Annotated in this window: 11 protein-coding genes and 1 CRISPR repeat array; of the genes, 7 read left to right on the forward strand and 4 right to left on the reverse strand. The window is 70.4% G+C overall.

Annotated elements, in window-relative coordinates; genetic code table 11:
* Nucleotide 1: 1 nt before the first annotated feature.
* Nucleotides 2-346 (forward strand): type I-E CRISPR-associated endoribonuclease Cas2e, encoded by a 345-nt coding sequence (gene cas2e / locus E0E30_RS11105; RefSeq protein WP_130866878.1) that lies wholly within the window; start codon nucleotides 2-4, stop codon nucleotides 344-346.
* Nucleotides 347-400: 54 nt separating this feature from the next.
* Nucleotides 401-2,200: direct repeats of the CRISPR family, unit length 29 nt; unit sequence GTCCTCCCCGCCTATGCGGGGGTGAGCCC.
* 257 nt (nucleotides 2,201-2,457) lie between these two features.
* Nucleotides 2,458-3,765 carry an ISL3 family transposase gene (locus E0E30_RS11110; RefSeq protein ID WP_130866331.1) on the forward strand — a complete coding sequence of 436 codons (1,308 nt, stop codon included), beginning with the start codon at nucleotides 2,458-2,460 and terminating at the stop codon, nucleotides 3,763-3,765.
* 144 nt (nucleotides 3,766-3,909) lie between these two features.
* On the opposite strand, the gene E0E30_RS11115 is transcribed toward E0E30_RS11110, so the two are convergent.
* The gene (locus E0E30_RS11115; protein WP_130866332.1) at nucleotides 3,910-5,220 is read right to left on the reverse strand and encodes an ABC transporter substrate-binding protein; all 1,311 of its coding nucleotides are present in this window, start codon (nucleotides 5,218-5,220) and stop codon (nucleotides 3,910-3,912) included.
* A 113-nt stretch (nucleotides 5,221-5,333) separates the two neighbouring features.
* Between E0E30_RS11115 and E0E30_RS11120 the strand changes: the two genes are divergently transcribed.
* Nucleotides 5,334-6,488: an ROK family transcriptional regulator gene (locus tag E0E30_RS11120; RefSeq protein WP_167853932.1), complete on the forward strand. Its 1,155-nt coding sequence runs from the start codon at nucleotides 5,334-5,336 to the stop codon at nucleotides 6,486-6,488.
* 34 nt (nucleotides 6,489-6,522) lie between these two features.
* Here E0E30_RS11120 and E0E30_RS11125 read toward each other — a convergent pair whose 3' ends face one another.
* Nucleotides 6,523-7,527: an LLM class flavin-dependent oxidoreductase gene (locus E0E30_RS11125; RefSeq protein WP_130866334.1), complete on the reverse strand. Its 1,005-nt coding sequence runs from the start codon at nucleotides 7,525-7,527 to the stop codon at nucleotides 6,523-6,525.
* Nucleotides 7,528-7,621: 94 nt separating this feature from the next.
* On the opposite strand from E0E30_RS11125, the gene E0E30_RS11130 reads away from it, so the two are divergent.
* The 4 genes from E0E30_RS11130 (at nucleotide 7,622) to E0E30_RS13820 (ending at nucleotide 10,679) form a co-directional block, all read left to right on the forward strand.
* Nucleotides 7,622-8,299: a TetR/AcrR family transcriptional regulator gene (locus tag E0E30_RS11130; RefSeq protein WP_245306684.1), complete on the forward strand. Its 678-nt coding sequence runs from the start codon at nucleotides 7,622-7,624 to the stop codon at nucleotides 8,297-8,299.
* Between the two features lie 18 nt (nucleotides 8,300-8,317).
* Entirely contained in the window at nucleotides 8,318-9,127 is an 810-nt protein-coding gene (locus E0E30_RS11135; protein WP_130866336.1) for an ABC transporter ATP-binding protein, read from the forward strand.
* Nucleotides 9,124-9,858 (forward strand): ABC transporter permease, encoded by a 735-nt coding sequence (locus tag E0E30_RS11140; protein ID WP_130866337.1) that lies wholly within the window; start codon nucleotides 9,124-9,126, stop codon nucleotides 9,856-9,858. Before E0E30_RS11135 ends, E0E30_RS11140 begins: the two co-directional genes overlap by 4 nt.
* Before the next feature lie 188 nt (nucleotides 9,859-10,046).
* Nucleotides 10,047-10,679, forward strand: coding sequence for a hypothetical protein (locus E0E30_RS13820; protein WP_342588119.1), 633 nt, complete (start codon nucleotides 10,047-10,049; stop codon nucleotides 10,677-10,679).
* A gap of 50 nt (nucleotides 10,680-10,729) precedes the next feature.
* On the opposite strand, the gene E0E30_RS11150 is transcribed toward E0E30_RS13820, so the two are convergent.
* The gene (locus E0E30_RS11150) at nucleotides 10,730-12,127 is read right to left on the reverse strand and encodes an amidase (protein ID WP_130866338.1); all 1,398 of its coding nucleotides are present in this window, start codon (nucleotides 12,125-12,127) and stop codon (nucleotides 10,730-10,732) included.
* A gap of 23 nt (nucleotides 12,128-12,150) precedes the next feature.
* Nucleotides 12,151-13,305, reverse strand: coding sequence for a LacI family DNA-binding transcriptional regulator (locus E0E30_RS11155; protein ID WP_245306583.1), 1,155 nt, complete (start codon nucleotides 13,303-13,305; stop codon nucleotides 12,151-12,153).
* Nucleotides 13,306-13,310 lie beyond the last annotated feature (5 nt).

Here is a 13,310-nt window from a genome sequence, read left to right on the forward strand (position 1 = left end):
CGTGGTCGTGCTCGTCCTCACTGCCTGCCCTGCAGGGCTGCGCGGCCATCTCACACGATGGCTGCTCGAGATCAGTCCCGGAGTATTCGTCGGGCATGTTCCTGCGCGGATCAGGGATGCCCTGTGGAGCCGAGTCGTTGAGATGTGCCGCGATGGCCGGGCGGTCTTGGTGTACTCGGTGCGTGGGGAGCAACGCTTCGAGTTCCGCGTACATCGCCATGATTGGGACGTCGTCGACTTCGACGGTCTCAAGCTCGTGAGGCGACCGAGTGGGTCGACGCAGTCGCCTGGCCTTCGCGCAGGATGGAGCTCAGCGGCACGCCGTCGGAAGGCGTCAAGGAGGTAGGCCGAGTACAGTTGCATCTCAATGAGGCTCCGATGTTTGCCGTTGTCGGCAAGTGTCCTCCCCGCCTATGCGGGGGTGAGCCCGTGTTATCGGATGGGTGACACGCTGCTGGTCCGTCCTCCCCGCCTATGCGGGGGTGAGCCCTAGAGTCGGGTGAAAAAGTAGAAACTCGCCACAGTCCTCCCCGCCTATGCGGGGGTGAGCCCCGGCTTGTGCGCGCTGACCCGCTTGTGCCGTGGTCCTCCCCGCCTATGCGGGGGTGAGCCCCGCATCGGGGACGTGCGCGAGGCCCTCGGAATGTCCTCCCCGCCTATGCGGGGGTGAGCCCGGTTCCCGCTGGACCTTGCGGCCGCCATGTCCGTCCTCCCCGCCTATGCGGGGGTGAGCCCAGACATGTCAACGGTTTGACCCGGGACGCAGAGTCCTCCCCGCCTATGCGGGGGTGAGCCCTCGGCTGCGTGGGCTGGGCTGTCTGGCAGTAAGTCCTCCCCGCCTATGCGGGGGTGAGCCCCCAGACCCGCCGCCACACCGGAGTCAGCGACTGTCCTCCCCGCCTATGCGGGGGTGAGCCCGCCGCCGCGTGCTCACGGCGTTCCGCGGCACTGTCCTCCCCGCCTATGCGGGGGTGAGCCCCATTCCATGCCTTGTCGGAATACTGGAGACAGGTCCTCCCCGCCTATGCGGGGGTGAGCCCCATCTGCCGCACTGCCGACGCCGCACGATCAAGTCCTCCCCGCCTATGCGGGGGTGAGCCCTACGCGCCCGGCTACAGCAGCATCGACGTCGCGTCCTCCCCGCCTATGCGGGGGTGAGCCCCGCTGTGGCCACCCCGTACAGGGCCTTGCGCTGTCCTCCCCGCCTATGCGGGGGTGAGCCCATCTCCCCACCCCACCACCTCCCAGAGCCTCAGTCCTCCCCGCCTATGCGGGGGTGAGCCCCATTCGGTGGCCACGAGCAAGTCGAGGTTGGCGTCCTCCCCGCCTATGCGGGGGTGAGCCCTCGAGACGGTCCAAGTCAGCCGGCGTGCCTACGTCCTCCCCGCCTATGCGGGGGTGAGCCCTCGAGGGTGGAGCGGCCGCCGATCTGAGGGTCGTCCTCCCCGCCTATGCGGGGGTGAGCCCCTGTCACGCTTGATCGTGACAGTGCGGCCGTCGTCCTCCCCGCCTATGCGGGGGTGAGCCCCGGCATGTCATGGCCGGATGGATGTGGTGCGCGTCCTCCCCGCCTATGCGGGGGTGAGCCCGGCACACGACCTGCGCACAACCATCTCCAGAAGTCCTCCCCGCCTATGCGGGGGTGAGCCCCAGTCGACGGCGGCGGTGGCGGCCCGACGGCCGTCCTCCCCGCCTATGCGGGGGTGAGCCCCATGCTCAGGGGGCGCATAGCTGCCAATCAGGGTCCTCCCCGCCTATGCGGGGGTGAGCCCTTCACCGGTGACTCGAACGGCGGCACCTGGGGGTCCTCCCCGCCTATGCGGGGGGTGAGCCCAACACCAGCAGCGCCGCCACCAACGCCACGAAGTCCTCCCCGCCTATGCGGGGGTGAGCCCCCAGCGGCCCAACAGCGGTGAATGCACACGGTGTCCTCCCCGCCTATGCGGGGGTGAGCCCCAGCACGGGGGAATGTTGCTGAGGTGGTAGCGGTCCTCCCCGCCTATGCGGGGGTGAGCCCTGCTTGCTACGGATGTCCTGAGAGATACCCACGTCCTCCCCGCCTATGCGGGGGTGAGCCCCAGTCGTGTACTTGTTGAGACTGGGAAGAAGGGTCCTCCCCGCCTATGCGGGGGTGAGCCCTATCCGTACCCGCACCCTCGCCCAAAGTAAACGTCCTCCCCGCCTATGCGGGGGTGAGCCCGTCTTCGGAAGCGCATCGATTTTCCGTTCGGCGTCCTCCCCGCCTAGGTCAAGTCCCTTTGAGTGGTGTCACTTCGTCTGCTGGGTGGGGGTCAGGCGGTGAGGTGAAGTGGCTCTTCAGGATCCAGGGTGTAGTTGTGACTTGACTGTGTGAGAGTCTGCTGTAGTTGGCCTGTGGGGCCGGGGTGCGTGGGGGGAGGACCCTGCGCGAGGATCGGAGTGTCTTAAGTCCCGTCCTCGTGAATCGCAAGGTCCTCCATGAACCACGCTACCTTCGGCGCCCCCGACCTGACCACATTCGCCCGTCTGGACGAACTCGGTCTGGAGGTCACCGGCCAGCTGATCAGTGACGAGGAGACGGTCCTGGCCTGCCGGGTCGTCGCCCCCGACGACTGGTGCCACTGGTGCGGATGCCAGGGGGTCCCTCGTGACACGGTGATCCGCCGGCTGGCCCATACCCCGATGGGCCACCGGCCCACGATCCTTCAGATCCGGGTGCGCCGGTACCGGTGCACCGGCTGCGGACACGTGTGGCGCCAGAACACCGACCAGGCCGCCCAGGCCAGGGCGAAACTGTCGCGGGGAGGGCTGGCCTGGGCACTGGAGGGCCTGGTGCTCGATCACCTGCCGGTCTCCCGTATCGCCGCTGGTCTGGGGGTGGACTGGACCACCGCCAACGATGCGGTGCTGGCCGAGGGCACCCGCCGGCTCATCGACGACCCGCACCGCTTCGAGGGCGTGGAGGTCATCGGGGTCGACGAGCACGTGTGGCGCCACACCAGCCGTGGTGACAAGTACGTCACCGTGATCATCGACCTGACACCGAGACGCGACGGCACCGGGGCCTCCCGGCTGCTCGACATGGTGGCCGGACGTTCCAAGAAGGTGTTCAAGACCTGGCTCGCCGGCCGCGACCAGGCCTGGCGCGACCGCATCCAGATCGTGGCGATGGACGGGTTCACCGGCTTCAAGACCGCAGCCGCCGAAGAACTCCCGGCCGCGGTCGAGGTCGTGGATCCGTTTCACGTCGTGCAGCTCGCCGGCGACCAGCTCGATGTCACCCGCCAACGCGTCCAGCAGGACACCACGGGCCATCGGGGCCGGGCGGGCGACCCCCTGTTCGGGGTCAGGCTGACCCTGCACACGGGCCGGGACCTGCTAACCGACCGGCAGGCCGCCCGCCTGGAACAGGCGTTCGCCGCCCACGCCCACGCCCCGGTCCAGGTCACCTGGGCGGTCTACCAGGAGATCGTGGCCGCCTACCGCGCCGAGAACCGTGCCGAGGGCAGACGCATCATGGCCCACCTCATCGACGCGATCGCCACCAAAGTCCCGAAGGCCCTGCCCGAAGTGGTCACCCTGGGCCACACCCTGAAGAAGAGAGCCGCCGACATCCTGGCCTACTTCGACCACCCCGGGACCTCGAACGGGCCCAGTGAAGCCATCAACGGCAGACTCGAACACCTCCGCGGCATCGCCCTGGGATTCCGCAACCTCACCCACTACATCACCAGATCACTCCTGGAGACCGGAGGATTCAGACCCCGACTACACCCTGGATCCTGAAGAGCCGATGAACGCCGGGACGAGCATCCAAAGGTAGGCCCCCTCGATGCGGCGGTGGTCACCGACCGGTCGGAGGGTACGGCGCGAACCGGGCGCCTTCGGCGTCGCCGCGCGGGGTGTGATTGACAGGGACATCGGTCCTCCTCACTGGGTCTTCTGGAGTCGGGCCATGACCTGGTCCCACTGCTGGTCGAGGGTGCGGGCGAAGGCGTCCACGTCGCCGTTGATGAGGAACTGCTGCATGTAGGCGGACAGGTTCATCGAGGGCGGGAAGTTGTGGTCGGAGTAGGTCGCGATCCGGCCGGCGTCGAAGTAGGGCTGCAGGCCCTTGAGGGCCGAGTCGCTCGTCGAGGTGCCGGTGAGGGTCGGGTAGGCGACCTGGGCGTCGCAGTAGGCCTTCATGGCGTCGGGGCTCATGAGGGCCTCGAAGAACTCGACGACGACGTCATGGTTCGGCGAGGACGGCGGCATCGTCAGGGCGACGTCGACACCGGAGACGACCTTGGTGTTCTTCTCCTCGTCGGCCGGCATGGCGAAGGTGCCCAACGGGATCTTGGCGTTGTAGGAGCGGATGGCCGGGATGGCGTAGGTGCCGTGGACGTACATGGCGGCCTTGCCCTGGGCGAATCCCTGGTTGCCGTCGTTGTAGCCGAGCTCGAACTTGTTCGTGTTGCCGTAGGAGGCGATCTGCTTCATCTTGCGCATGATGGGGCGGTAGGTGTCCATGAAGGTCACCTGCCCGGCCTTGCGCTTCTGGTACCAGGCGGCGACCCCCTCGGTGAGGGTGTCCCCCGACAGTGAGGAGAACATCGGCGCGCCGGTCCAGTTGTCCTTGAAGGCCCAGTAGAAGGGGGCGACGCCGGCCGCCTTGAGCTTGTCGCAGACGCCGATGAGCTCGTCCCAGGTCGTCGGCGGCTCGATGCCGTGCTTCTCGAAGATCTGGGTGTTGTAGATGATCCCCGAGCCGTTCGTCGACAGGGGCAGGCCGTTGACCTGGCCCTCGCCCCCACGGCCGAGCGTGCCGAGGATCTGGCCGACCGAGGGGATGACCTTGGAGAAGGAGGGCAGCGCGCGGCAGTCGGCGAAGATGCCGGTGCGGGCCAGGGCGCCGAAGTTGTAGTCGCCGTTGATGGTGATGCCCTCGGGGATGTTGCCCTTGACGAGGCGGACCCGCAGCGAGGCGATGTTGTCGGCCTGGAAGTTCTGGCGCACCGGGTGGGCGGGGTGCTCGGCGCTGAACTTCTTGCACAGGGTGTCGAAGTAGCTGATGGCCTCCGACTTGAACTGGAACAGCTCGACGTCCTTGGACCCCGATCCCGCGCAGCCCTCCAGTCCGCCGACGGCCCCGAGGGCCGCCAGGGCGGCGGCTCCCTTGAGGAAGGTCCTGCGCGTCGGTGAGTGCCCGCCGGGACCCGCGCCCTGCGGGCCTGCCGGTCGTGGCAGGTGGTCGATCATGACTACTCCTTCGTCGATCGCCGGATGATTTATTGTTGCTCCGTAATTTAGTGATGTCAAGGAGGTGCCCGATGGACCGTCCACACGGGTCCGGGTCGTACGATGTGGGCCTTGTGAGAAGCCCGTTCCCGCGACCGTCCGAGGCCGAACGACGCCTGGCCGTCCAGGTGCTGCTGCACGGGCCGATCACCCGCGCGGAACTGGCCGAGCGGCTCGACCGGTCGGCGGCGTCGATCACCCGACTGGCCAAACCCCTCGTCGCCAGCGGGGTGCTCATCGAGTGCGAACCGGTCATCCATGGCCGGGCCCGGCCCCAGGTACCCCTCGACGTCGACCCGGACCGGGCCCACGTGCTCGGGGTCAACGTCGCGACGCGTCTGGTGACGTGCACCCTCACCGATCTACGCGGCAACCCGATCGAGTCACGTCGATTCGAGACGGGCAGCACCTCACCCCGGGAGGTCGTCGACGCCGTCACCGCCGCGCTCCCGACGACCGTCCGGGTCGACGCCATCGGCATCGGCCTGGGCGGCAACACCTCCGACGCCCGTACCGTGGAGCGCGCCCACCTGCTGGGCTGGCATGACGTCCGGCTGGCCGACCTCGTCGAGGAGCACACCGGGATACCGGCGATCATCGGCAACGACGTCGAGTGCCTCACCTTCGGCGAGAGCTGGTTCGGGGCCGCCCGCGACCGCTCCGACTTCAACGTCGTCACGGTGGGGTCGGGCATCGGGTTCTGCGCGGTGCGCTCGGGCACCCTCGTCCGGGGGCGTGACGCCGGCCGGGTCCTGGGCACCCTCAAGCTCACCGACGTCGACGGCACGACCCTGCCCGGTGCCCAGTTCCTCGAGAACCTCGCCCTGGTCGACCTCTTCCAGCAGGCCGGCGGACGCCCGGGGGTCGGGGCCGGACAGATCCTGCGTCTCGACGGGGCCGGCGATCCGGCGGCGGTGCAGGCCTGCACGACGCGGGCCCGCCGGCTCGGAGTCCTCGTGGCGACGGCGGCGGCCTTCACCCTGCCCACCGTCACCCTCGTCGCGGGCGAGGGGGCGGCGACGGCGCAGCGTCATCGGGAGGCGATGCTCACCGGGATGGCCAGCGTGCGCCCGCACGGGCTCGACCTGCCGCAGGTCGTCGTCCTCGAGCACGACCGGAACCGGTGGTCGCGCGGAGCCGCGGTGCTCGGGATCCGGGCATTGCTCGGGCTCGAGGACGACAGCCCGACCACCCTGCACGACGAGCCCATGCTGCGGCGGGAGGGGTGACCCGGACGGTCCGCGTCGGCCCCGGGAGGGCCGGTCAGCGCAGGGCGGGCATGACGTCCCGGACGATGGTCCCGAGCAGGTGGAGGTTGTAGTCGACGCCGAGCTGGTTGGGCACCGTGACGAGCAGCGTGTCGGCCTCCTGGACGGCTGCGTCGCGGGAGAGCTCCTCGGCCAGGACGTCGGGCTCACCGACGTAGGTGCGCCCGAAGGTGGCCCTGATCCCCTCGAGCAGACCGACCTGGTCGTCCTCCCCCGACCCGCCGAAGTACCGGCGGTCCTCGTCCGTGGTGATGGGCAGGACGCTGCGCGAGACCGAGATGCGCGGCTCCCGGTCATGTCCGGCCTCCCGCCAGGCCTCACGGTAGGCGCGCAGCTGACGGGCCTGGAGCTCGTCGAAGGGCACCTCACCGGCCTCCGACAGGAGCGTCGAGGACATGAGGTTCATCCCCGACGACGCCGCCCACCGTGCGGTGCCGGTCGTGCCCGAACCCCACCATATGCGCTCGTGGAGGGTCGGAGACTGGGGCTGGATGGCGAGCTTGCCACGGAAGCCCACCTGCTGGGGGTCGGCGTCGGCGACCCCACCACCCCGGATCGCGGCGAGGAAGAACTGTGTCTTCTCGCGAGCCTGGTCGGCCAGCGTCGACCCCTCGGCGGGGTGGTAGCCGAAGGCGGTGGCGCCGTCGAGGGCGAACTCGGGCGACCCCCGGCTCACCCCGAGCTGGAGTCGCTGCTGGCTGATGAGGTCGGAGGACGCCGCCTCCTCGGCCATGTACAGCGGGTTCTCGTACCTCATGTCAATGACCCCGGTGCCGATCTCGATCCTCGACGTGCGCGAGGCGATGGCCGACAGCAGCGGGAAGGGGGAGGCGAGCTGTCGGGCGAAGTGATGCACCCGGAAGAAGGCGCCGTCGACACCGATCTCCTCGGCCCCCACGGCCAGATCGATGGCCTGGAGTAGCGAGTCCTGGGCCGTGCGCGTGCGCGACCCCGACACCGGCTGCCAGTGACCGAACGAAAGGAACCCGAGCTTCTTCATGCCGCCCCCTGGTGATTGATGCGTCAACTACCCTAGCAACGTCGGCCGCTCCGATAGTGTTCCCGCCATGACGAGGTCGTCAGGAGGGCCCGTGATGCAGACCGATCCGTCCACGCCCGACACGACGTCGACCCCCTCGCCACGGCGACGAGGGCGGCGCCCCGGCTCCCCCGACACCCGCGCCCAGATCGTCGACGCCGCCAAGGAACTCTTCGCCGACCGGGGCTTCAGGGCCGTGTCCTTGCGCGCCATCGCCCGCCGGGCCGAGGTCGACCCAGCCCTCGTCCACCACTACTTCGGCTCGAAGACCGAACTCTTCCTCGTCGCCCTCATCGATGTCCGGGCCGATCCGGCCGTGGTCCTCGAGGCCCTCACCGAGGTGCCCTCGGGGGTGCGGGGACGTGCGCTCGTCCTGGCCTTCACCAACCTGTGGGAGTCGACGGATCTCGCCGGACGGTTCCAGGAGGTCGTCCTGGGCCAACTCGCCGACTCAGGTGGCACGAGCAACGCCGCCGAATTCATCACAGACATCATCATCGACCGGCTGACCGCCCTCTGCGCCCCGGACCAGCGCGACCTGCGCGCCGACCTGGTCGCCAGCCAGATCATGGGCATGGGTCTGGCCCGTTACGTCATTCACGTGGAGCCGCTGGCGTCGATGGATCGCTGGGAGGTGGCCGCGACGGTCGGCCCCACGATCCAGCACTACCTCACCGGCACCGTCGATCCGAATTCATCACCAGGGCCCACTCCCCGTGCCCGACACGCCTGACTCCCTAGCATTCTCGTCATGACGAACTCAGCGGTGCAGGTGCGCGGCCTGCAGGTCCGGCGAGGGGGCCGAACGGTCCTCGACGGGCTCGACCTCGACATCCCCTCAGGTCTGGTGACCGGCCTGCTCGGACCGTCCGGGGCCGGCAAGTCGACCCTCATGCGGGCCATCGTCGGCGTCCAGAAGGTGGCTGGAGGGACGGTGACCGTCCTGGGCAAACCGGCCGGGAGCGCCTCCCTGCGCCGCAAGGTGGGCTACGTCACCCAGGCACCGAGCATCTACGACGACCTGACGATCATCGACAACCTCCGCTACTTCGGCTCCCTCCAAGGGGCCCCGAGGACGCGCGCCGACGAGGTGCTCGACCAGGTCGACCTCGTCGACCACCGCAACCAGCTCGCCGGGCGACTGTCGGGAGGGCAACGGTCGCGGGTCTCGCTGGCCTGCGCCCTCGTCGGATCACCCGACCTCCTCGTCCTCGACGAGCCGACGGTCGGTCTCGACCCGGTGCTCCGTGTCTCCCTGTGGGACCTCTTCAACCGGCTCGCCGACGACGGCACGACCCTCCTGGTGAGTTCGCACGTCATGGACGAGGCCTCCCGGTGCGACCAGCTCGTCCTCATCAGGCAGGGCGAGGTGCTGGCCCAGGAGAGCCTGCCGGATCTCCTCGAGCGCACCGGCGCTGCCGACGCCGAGGGCGCCTTCCTCGCCCTCATCGGTGACGCCGATCCCGATGCGCCGGCTCGTCGTGCCGGTGCCACCGATTCCACCGCGACGACGAGCGCACCTCGCCACGCCGCCCCACGCACCGAGGAGGCCGACCGATGACCGGAACCCTGCTCACCTCACGACGGGTCCTCACCCAGATCCGCCACGACCCACGCACCATCGCCCTCGTCCTCGTCGTCCCGTGCCTGCTCATCGGGCTGCTCGCGTGGATCTACCACGCCCATCAGCAGGCGGTCTTCGACCGGGTCGGGCCAGCCCTGCTCGGCGTCTTCCCCCTCGTCGTCATGTTCGTCATCACGAGCGTGTCGACCCTGCGTGAGCGTCGCTCGGGCACCCTCGAGAGACTGTGGACGACGCCCGTGACGAAGGCCGGCTTCGTCGCCGGCTACGCCCTGGCCTTCGGTCTGCTCTCGACCCTCCAGGCCCTCGTCGCAACGGGATTCGCGGTATGGGTGTGCGGGCTCGACCTCGTCGGGCCGGCCTGGCAGCTCGTCGTCGTCGCCATCCTCGACGCCCTCCTGGGCACCTGCCTGGGACTGTTGGCCTCCGGGTTCGCGCGCACCGAGTTCCAGGCCGTGCAGTTCATGCCCGCGTTCATCCTGCCGCAGTTCCTCCTGTGCGGGCTGCTCGTGCCTCGCGACCAGCTCACCGACGTCCTGCGGTGGATCTCCGACGTCCTGCCGCTGTCGTACGCGGTCGACGCCATGAACACCCTGGCGACGCGCACCGACTCGGGCCACGACGTCGCCCGGGACTGCGTGATCCTCGCCGGGTTCATCGTCCTGGCGGTCATCGGCGGGACTGCGACCTTGCACCGACGGACGGACTGAGTCCGTCCGGGACGGCTCGATCGGTGAGGCGCACCCCCGCGTGTGGAGCACCCGCGTGAGCTCCCCCACGTCAACGGTGCAGCACCGTAAGCTGGAGGGCGGCGGCACCCCGTCCCGCCGACCACGAGTCCAGCAGCCCACGAGTCCAACAGCCCACGAGTCCAGCAGCCCACGAAGCCAGGAGCACGGTGTCCCAGAGTTACCCGACCCAGAGCCAGCCATGGTCGGCGTTCCCGGAACCCACCGGGGCGCCACTCATCGCCGACGATCCCTCGGGCATCCTCACCCTTCCCCCGCTGGAGCCCACTGCGGGATTCGACCCCGAGGGCATCCCGCGTCGACCAGGGACGGCGGTCGCCGCGACCGCCTGTTTCGCGGCGGCGTCGGTGGCCTCGGCGGTCGGGCTGGCGCTGGCCTGGTGGGGGTCGATCCACATGAGGACGTTCTCCAGCGCGACGCATCTCATGACCTGGACCCATCCCCGTCCCGGCTCACTGGCCTCGGTGCTGCTCGTCACGCTCATGACCGCGATCGGCATGGCGATGACCGCCATGCCCGGCATCCTCGCGGTGAACACGTGGTTCGCCCGACGCTGGGTGCGCTGGGGGGCGATCGGTGGGATCGGCACGGCAGCCCTGGCGGTGACCCTGGGCTGGTCGGCATGGATCGGGGCCCCGTTCGCCGTCGCCGGACTCGTGCTCGTGTGGTTGCCGACGAGCCGGCGGTGGTTCGAACGGTGGGTCGGGATCCGCGTGGCGCGCGGCCCGGTGCCGTACCAGCCCAGGCCCGTGCGGTACGGGCCCGTGCGCCAGCACCTCTGAGCCCCGCGCCAACACCTCCGAGCCCCGCGTCAGCACCGGAGGGGACCGCGTCAGCGGCTGGTCCGCCCCGCCTCCTCCAGGACACACCCGAGGGCCAGCAGACGCGCCTCGTCGTACATCCGCCCGCCGATCATCATTCCGATCGGCAGCTCGACGCCGTCGATGACCGCCGTGTGGAGGGGCAGGCTCATCGCCGGACGCCCGGTGATGTTCCACAGGCTCGTCCATGGCGTGAACCGACACTGGGCCTCGAAGTCAGCCGCCGGGTCGGCGTCGTCCCGCAGCGCCCCGACCGGCAGCGGAGGTTGGGCCAGGGTGGGGCTGAGGACGACGTCGAATCGCTGCCAGTCCTCCCCCACCCGACGGGCCACCAGCTGGATGCCGGCCAGGGCCTCGGCCAGGTCGACGCCGGTCCGACGTCGACCCTCCGCCCGTAGCCAGCGCGACATCGGCGTCATGAACTCCTCACGCCCGGGAGAGACCGGGATCGAAGCGGCCCCGACCTCCCAGACGCAACGGAAGGAGTCCCACTCGCGCGGGCCGAACGGGGCGCTCGTCTCCTCGAGTTCGTGGCCCATGGACGCCAGGAGGGACGCCGTCCCGTCGAGGGCGGCCAGGACCGCCGGATGGACGTCCGTCTCGGCGATGACCGGCTCGCGCAGCACTCCGATGCGTAGTCGCGCCGGGGTTCGCTCGCAGGCGGCGAGGAAGGATCCGGTGGGCGCCGGGGCGCTGAACGGGTCGCCGGGCCATGGCTCGGACAGGACATCGAGGGCGGCGGCGGTGTCGCGCACGGTGCGGGTGAGGACGCCGCCGGAGACGAGGCCGGGCCCGTCGACGCCGTACGGGCCGGCGGAGACGCGGCCGCGGCTCGGCTTGAGGCCGACGACCCCGCAGCACGAGGCCGGGATGCGGATCGACCCGCCGCCGTCGGAGCCCTGGGCGATGGGCACCTGGCCGGCGCCGACGACGGCCGCCGCGCCACCCGAGGAGCCGCCGGCCATCCGGCCGTGGCCCCAGGGGGTGACGGTGGCCGGACGCCCGTCGGGTTCGGTGTAGCAGGGCAGTCCGAACTCGGGGGCGGTGGTCGTCCCGAGGGGAATGGCCCCGGCGTCCTTGAGACGGGTGACGATGCCGTCGTCGTGGTCGGACGGGACGCCTCCGACGGCCAGGCTGCCGACCGCCCGCGGGGCGCCGGCCAGTGCATTGAGGTCCTTGACGGGGCAGGGGACGCCGAGGAGCGGTCCCGGATGGATCTGGCCGGAGTCGAGCTGACGTTGGAGTTCGACGGCGGTGCGACGAGCGCCGTCGTCGTCGATCCAGGTCCAGGCGTGGCACTCGTCGGCGTGGGCGGCGGCCAGGGCGGCGTCAACCACCTCGAGGACGCCGACCTCACCGGCAGCGATCCGGGCGGAGGTCTCCAGGGCGGTCATGGGTTCCATGATCATGGTCCTACCACGACAGGGGGCGGTCAGCAGATCGGTGCGGCTGCCGATCCACGGATGACGAGGGAGGTCGGTATCTCGACGATCCCGGCCGCGCCGCACTCGTCGGCGACGTCACCCTCGCGGGGGACCCGACCGGCGGCATCCCCGCCGAGCACCCCATTGGCGGCATCCCCGCCGAGCACCCCATTGGCGGCATCCCCGCCGAGCACCCCATTGGCGGCATCCCCGCCGAGGGCCAGCCGCGCGGCGGCCTCGCCGACGGCCGCGAAGTCGAGTCGCACCGTCGTGAGGGCCGGGCGGGTGGCCGCGGCGTGAGGATGGTCGTCCATGCCGACGACCGACACGTCCTCGGGGACCCGCAGGCCCAGGCGATCGAGGCCGGCGATGAGCCCGATGGCCAGGTCGTCGTTGCCGCACAGCACGGCGGTCGCGCGGGCCGCCCTCACCGCTCGCGCCGCCCTCATGCCGGTCTCCACCGACCACCCGGTGGCCAAGGGATCGAGCATCGTCATGCCCCGGGCCTCCAACACCTGACGCCATCCCTCGCGTCGCGGGTCGGGGTGGCCGGCGGCCGGCACACCGACGTAGGCGATGCGCCGGTGACCGAGGTCGGCCAGATACTCGGTCGCGGTGACGGCGCCGGCACGGTCATCGGTCCACGCCCTGCGCCAAGGGTCCACGCCGAGCACCTGACCCGGTCCGTCCTCGGGCCGACCACCGGCGATGGCCACCGGCAGGTCGACCGGCAGTTCCGGCAGGACGGCGACGCTCGGCGAGTCGAACTCGAGGACGACGACCCCGTCCACCCGGGTGTCGAGGGCGCACTGCAGGGTCTCCCGGCGTCTGGCCGGGGACCCGGCCAGCACGTGCAGGGAGGTCTCGACGCCGAGGTCGAGGGCCGCGCTGAGAACCCCCGAGAGAGTCGCCCAGTAGCCGGTTCGGCCGATGTCGGAGACGAGCACGTGCAGCCGGGCGACGTCGGGGGCGGTCCGCCGGTAGCCCAGCTGGGTGGCCACCTCGAGGATCTGCGCGGTCGCGTGCGGGAGGGGCGCCTCGCCGTCACCCTGTCGTGCCAGGGCGCGCGACGCCGTCGCCAAGGAGACGCCCGAGCGCTCGGCGACGTCGGCCATCCGCGGCGGCCACCACGGGCGCCTCACCATGGCCGGGTCACGCTCCATGCACC

This window comes from Acidipropionibacterium timonense, from assembly GCF_900605005.1.
Lineage (GTDB): Bacteria > Actinomycetota > Actinomycetes > Propionibacteriales > Propionibacteriaceae > Cutibacterium > Cutibacterium timonense.